The organism is Georgenia sp. (genome assembly GCF_054605595.1).
In genome coordinates this window covers 1-4,940 of record NZ_JBTSDU010000176.1, presented here as the reverse complement: position 1 = coordinate 4,940, position 4,940 = coordinate 1, and the positions used below count along the sequence as shown (strand labels likewise).

Genomic DNA, 4,940 nt, shown 5'->3' with positions numbered 1-4,940 from the left:
GCGGGCGAGGTCGAGGCTCTCGTTGAGGGATCTGGCCGCTCGGGTCAGCGCCGAGAGCTGGGCGATCCGCTGGGCGTGCTCCTCGGCCAGGCGCAGCTGGGCCAGTGCGCCCGCCGCCGCCCCCGCGAACGAGCGCGCCAGCTCCTGCTCCTCGGGGGTGAAGGCCGACGGGCGCTCGTCGGCGAGCACGAGCACGTGGCTCAGGCTGTCGCGCACGCGCAGCGGGACGAGCAGCGCGGTGTCCGGGCTCTGGGGCCAGCCCAGCGCAACGCCGAGGCGGCTCGCCTCGTCGCCGGCCGCGTGCGCCACGGCGAGGCGCAGGTCGAGCAGGTCGCGCAGCGCGGGCAGGTCGTCGAGGCGCCGCACCGCCGGCGAGCCGGGCGGCTCGGCGGCGACGGAGAGCACCGCCCGCTCGTGGGGGTCGACGAGCAGCAGCATCGCGCCCCGCACCGCGAAGAGCTGGCGGGCCTCGCGGACGAGCGCGACGGCGACGCTGGTGGGGTCTGCGCCGCCGGCCCCGACGCCCAGGATTCGTGAGACGGCCAGCATCGCTTCGCTCGCGCTGGCTGTCGGCCGCCGATCCACCTGGCGGGGCAGGATAGGCGTCTACACTGCCGGGATTCCGGGAGAGGTGGCCGAGTGGCTGAAGGCACTCGCCTGCTAAGCGAGTAAGGGGCGGAAAGCTCCTTCGCGGGTTCGAATCCCGCCCTCTCCGCTGACCGCCCCCCGCGGCCTCCGCCACCGGTAGGATCCCGTGGGGTTTCGCCGATCGCCGTCACGGGAAGTCGGTGCGAGGCGTCGCAGGGGCACACGGCAGCGGGACGCGGAGGTATCGACTCGATGGTGGCTCGACGGATGGTTGTCCTGGCGCTCGCCGGCTGCCTGCTCGCGGCTGCGGCTGCGGCGCCGGTCCAGGCGCAGGCGCGGGTGGTGCGGATCTCGGAGCTTCGGCTCTCGGCGCCGACGCTCGAGCGGCTGCGCGACCGCTGGGTCACGCGCCTGCTGGCCACCCATGAGAGCCACACCTGGGCGCCGATGAGGATGACCCTCGGCGACGCCGATCTGAGGCTGATGGGGTTGCCGCCGAAGCGCTTCCTGCTCGGACGCCGATTCCGTGTCCCGACCGCCGTGTACCCCGACGGGCGGATGGTCCGCCTCGACGGTCGCGGCGCCCGACGCGGCGGGGGCGGCAAGGGCGGCGGCGGTGGCGGCTCGGCCGCCGGGCCCCCGGGCCTGGTCACCTTTGCCGGCACCGGCTTCTTCGGGATCCGTCCGGGAGCCTGGCTGCTGACCGTGACGGACAAGTCGATCGGCTGGTGCAGCATGGCGCACGTCTACGGCATCGCCGGCGCCTACCAGATCAGCACCGCCGGGCACTGCGGCAAGAACGGCGACATCGGCACGGTCATCGGCGTCGTCGGCGACCACCGGTTCGGCGGCCAGGCCGTGCCCGTGCTGATGGACTTCGGCAAGTACACGAGCAGCACCGGCGACGGCGGGATCGGGAAGGACTGGGCGCTGATCTCGGTCTTCTCGCAGTACCAGAGCCTCGTCACGCCGACGATGGCCTTCTGGGGCGGCCCGGTGGGGATGTACACAAAGACCGGCGATCTGCTGTCGGTCGGCAACCCGTTCGGCCGCGCCTTCCCGCCCAGCGTCACGGTCACGCCCGACCCGCTGCTGGCCCAGCAGATCGTCCACTACGGCCACGGCCTCGGCGTCGGCACCGGCGGCACGCCGCGCTCGGGCACGGCGATCACCTGGCGCCCGAACTACTTCGCCTTCTTCGGCGCGATCACCCCGGGCGACTCGGGCTCGGGCTCGAACACCCTCACCGGCGACACGCTCGGCGCCCAGCGCGAGGCGGCGGGCATCAACACCCACATCTACGTCGACCCGACGCTGCGCACCGGGCTCGGCCTGATGGCCGGCACCCGCGTCACCCTCGTCCGCGGGACGCTGGCCGACGGCCAGCTCGTGCCCTACCCGGTCCCCACCCCCGTCCCCCTCCCCTGAGCGCTCCGGCGCGAGCGCCGGGCAGAGCTACACTGCCTCCGCTCGCGCCCGTAGCTCAGTTGGATAGAGCGTCGGTCTACGGAACCGAAGGTCAGAGGTTCGAGTCCTCTCGGGCGCGCTACGGAAAGGCCCGCTCCGGCGTGACTGTTCAGGTCGCCGTTGGCCGCGTCAGGGGCTGGCGGCGGCTGGCAGCCATGGGGTGTGGGCGGCGAGTCGGGCGAGCGCGTCGAGCATGTCGCGGCCCTGTTTGCGGGTGGTGCTGATGTAGGCGCGTAGCGCGAGGAAGTGGTCGGCGCCGGTGGTTGTGCGCCAGCTGCCGGAGATCTTCTGCTGGATCTTGATCATCCGGATGTCGCGCTCGACGAGGTTGTTGTCGAACGGGATCTGGAAGTCGTGGGCGAAGCGCAGGATCTGCTCGCGGTCGCGGTCCAGGCGGGTGAGCAGGTTGCGGGCGGGTGTCTGTTTGATCACGCCGCGCTTGCCGGTCGGGATCGTGGCCGGTGGGTCGTGCTGGTTGCCGAGCGCGATGATCTGTTCGTAGGCGGCCCGGTAGCCGGCGAGCACCGATGGGTCCAGCCAGTCTTCGCCGGTGGCCTTGGCGGCCTTGACCTCCTCGTGCAGGGCGCGTAGCAGCGCATCGATCTGCCGGGCCCAGCTCTGCGTGTCGGGGTGCTGTTCGATGATCGCCAGCAGCTCGCGTAGGTGATGGGCGTTGCACAAGGCGTGGGTCGCCGCGGGGTAGGCGCGGTATTGCGGCCAGCCGTCGTGCACCGCGATCCCTTGGAAGCGCGGCATCACGCCGGTGTGGTCGATGCCCTCGGTGCCGCGGCGGTCGTGCAGCGCGTAGAACGTCAGTGTCTGCGTGCTGGCGGCGTGCAGCCAGCGCAGGCGGCCGCCGGCCCTGGCACCGGTCTCGTCGAAATGCACGACCGGTGAGGCGATGATCTGCTCGTGCACCTGGTCGAGGAATTCGCCCAAATCGTCGGCGCCGTCCTTGACGAACCCGACCAGCGTCGCCGGTGACAGCGGCGCCCCAAGCCAGTCGGCGAGCAGCATCGCAGCACGCTGATAGGGCAGATGCTGGGCGGCGATCAGATAGATCCCCAGCGCCCGGACCCGCGGCCCGTACTGCGCCGGCGCACCGACCCCGGCCGGGAACGGCGCGAGCGTCTCATGCCCGCACGCGCAGCGGCGCCGCTGCGCGCGATGCTCGATCACCTCCAGGCGCACCGGCGGCAAGTCGAACACCTGGCGCGCTTCCTCGCCGACCGGCTCGCCGTCGTGAAGATCGCCGCCGCAGCCGTCGCAGCTCGCGGGGACATGCACGATCACCGAGTCCGGACGCTCGACGCGCTGCAGATGACGGCCCTCATGACCGGGCTGGCCGCCCTGCTTGCGACCCGATCGGCGCCGCAGGCTCTTTGGCGCCGGCGGCTTGGCCAGCCCATCAGACGACGGCGGCCGCGACGAGTTACGCGAGTTCGCCGCCAACCGCGCCCGCAACTCCGCGACCTCGGCACGCAAATCGGCGATCAGTGCCGCCTGCTCGGCGACCAGCGCCCCAAGCTCCTCTCGCGACAACCCCTCAGCCGACGACACATAACAAAGTTCGCGGCCAGGCCATCACCCCCTGCCACGACCTGAACAGTCACAGATCGCGAGGGGTTACGCCGAGCTTGAGGAAGGCGTGATCAGCGTGGCCGGAGGCGGCAAGGGCGAGGGGCTTGATCGAGGCGAGGAAAGACAGGCCCGTGCGGCGCCGAAGCTGGGCAAGACAGTCGGCATCGTGTTGCAGGAGTACGTAGATCTTGGAGGAGACGACGACCTGGTCAAGAGACTGCGCCGCGTGATCTAGCTCCACTTTGCCTGGCGGAGCGACGAGCCTCGTAGACATCCGGGCTCGGTCGTACTGTCCTGGCAGGGGTTGGCGGGTGCCACTCCTCATCTCAGCGAACGGCGCGCCAACGGTGCGCCGTTCGTCGTTTCCCGTTCCCCCAGGAAACATGTCCGCGGCCCGTGGCATGTCGGTGGGGTGCGAAGGCGATGACTTGCAGGAGTCCATGGTGGGAGACGTTGTCGCGTCGTTCGCCGCTGGGGCGGGCCTCGGCACCTTCGGCGTGGCAGCGGCGGAGTTCCGCTCGCGCACGCAACGCGACGCGAGGCGCGAGGCCGAGATAGACGCTCTGCGCGTGAGATGGACGTCGAGATGCGCGTCTTGCGCGCCGAGATGGACGCCAAGATGCGCGTCTTGCGCGCGCAGGGGGACGGGTTCGGTCCGGACGACGACTACCCGTTCGACGGCTTCGGTGTGGAGTAGGTGCCCGAGGAGTTCTTCACCGGGACGACGCAGGCGGGCCGAACGCTGGTCCTGTACTACGAGCAAACGTCGTACCTCACGTTCACCGACGAGACGGGGGAGGTCGTCCACAACCCCGCCGAGACGAAGATCAGGGCGACGTTGGACGGAGCGCCGACCACGGTCGATGCCGTGAGTTGGAACGGCGACGCGGCGGCGGTTCGCATCGGCGATCTCGGCACGTTCACCGCAACGAGCGCCGACTACGCGGAGGACCACCACGAGGCGCTGCGGCGCTACCTGGAGCACCGACCCTCAGGGGGCTGGGAGGTCGAGATCGTGGACCACGGACGCGAAGGCGACGAGTTGGTGTACATCGCCTCGATCACGAACGGCCCGCCTGAGGGCTATCCGCCGCGAACCAGGGTCACCACGAAGCCCTCGATGGTGACTCCGCCGAGGAGAAACGACCACACGACGGACACGAGGCGCGCGGCCGTCGAGTCAGCGACGTGGGGCGAGAAGCCCGCGTGACGCAGGACGTAGCGCGGGAAGGCCACGACCCGTTCGAACGCGAGTCGCACCCACGCCCACGGGTTGGAGAGGTCGCGCTTGCGCCGCGCCTCCT

General features: G+C 70.9%; 5 protein-coding genes and 2 tRNA genes. 5 read left to right on the top strand and 2 right to left on the bottom strand.

What is annotated here, in order from left to right:
* A partial coding sequence (locus tag ACYC1Z_RS14210; protein ID WP_461410173.1) for a GAF domain-containing protein occupies positions 1–585 on the bottom strand: 585 nt, incomplete at its 3' end.
* 40 nt (positions 586–625) lie between these two features.
* Here ACYC1Z_RS14210 and ACYC1Z_RS14205 point away from each other — a divergent pair.
* The 3 genes from ACYC1Z_RS14205 to ACYC1Z_RS14195 all read left to right on the top strand — a co-directional run bounded on the left by ACYC1Z_RS14205 (position 626) and on the right by ACYC1Z_RS14195 (position 2,134).
* Positions 626–715: transfer RNA gene (locus ACYC1Z_RS14205), tRNA-Ser, on the top strand.
* Between the two features lie 140 nt (positions 716–855).
* Positions 856–2,016, top strand: coding sequence for a hypothetical protein (locus ACYC1Z_RS14200; RefSeq protein ID WP_461410172.1), 1,161 nt, complete (start codon positions 856–858; stop codon positions 2,014–2,016).
* Positions 2,017–2,060: 44 nt separating this feature from the next.
* Positions 2,061–2,134: transfer RNA gene (locus tag ACYC1Z_RS14195), tRNA-Arg, on the top strand.
* A gap of 50 nt (positions 2,135–2,184) precedes the next feature.
* On the opposite strand, the gene tnpC is transcribed toward ACYC1Z_RS14195, so the two are convergent.
* Positions 2,185–3,615, bottom strand: a complete 1,431-nt coding sequence (gene tnpC, locus ACYC1Z_RS14190) for an IS66 family transposase (protein WP_461410171.1) — start codon at positions 3,613–3,615, stop codon at positions 2,185–2,187.
* Between the two features lie 88 nt (positions 3,616–3,703).
* Between tnpC and ACYC1Z_RS14185 the strand changes: the two genes are divergently transcribed.
* The gene (locus ACYC1Z_RS14185) at positions 3,704–3,871 is read left to right on the top strand and encodes a hypothetical protein (protein WP_461410170.1); all 168 of its coding nucleotides are present in this window, start codon (positions 3,704–3,706) and stop codon (positions 3,869–3,871) included.
* 462 nt (positions 3,872–4,333) lie between these two features.
* Positions 4,334–4,846, top strand: coding sequence for a hypothetical protein (locus ACYC1Z_RS14180; protein WP_461410169.1), 513 nt, complete (start codon positions 4,334–4,336; stop codon positions 4,844–4,846).
* The last annotated feature ends 94 nt before the right edge of the window (positions 4,847–4,940 follow it).